Annotated in this window: 1 protein-coding gene; it reads right to left on the bottom strand. The window is 66.2% G+C overall.

Annotated features, from left to right (window positions below; translation table 11 throughout):
- Positions 1 to 269, bottom strand: a 269-nt coding sequence (locus Q5762_RS38535) for a phage tail length tape measure family protein (protein ID WP_315896972.1), incomplete at both ends; no start/stop codon positions are given.

Below are 269 nucleotides of genomic sequence, written 5' to 3'. Positions count from 1 at the left end.
CCTGCAATGCCCGTTGCCAGTCCCCGGTCGAGGTCTCCAACTGGCTCATCGCGTCAGAGAGGCTTAGCACCTCGTCCCGGCCAGATCGCAGATGCTGCATCAGCAGCCCCAGCCCGCCAAGGACACCCATGACGGCAAGGTTGACGGGGTTCAGCGCGCCAAAAAACGCACCGCCCAACGCCCGGACCGCCCCAGCCGCGCCCATCGGGCCGATGACCTGCGAGATTTGCGTCCCCTGTTGGATGGCCAGTTGCAACGGGTTCTGGCCG

The sequence above is a fragment of the Streptomyces sp. P9(2023) genome (genome assembly GCF_032436795.1).
In the GTDB taxonomy this organism is placed as follows: Bacteria; Actinomycetota; Actinomycetes; order Streptomycetales; family Streptomycetaceae; genus Streptomyces.
This window is presented reverse-complemented; position numbering and strand designations above follow the sequence as displayed.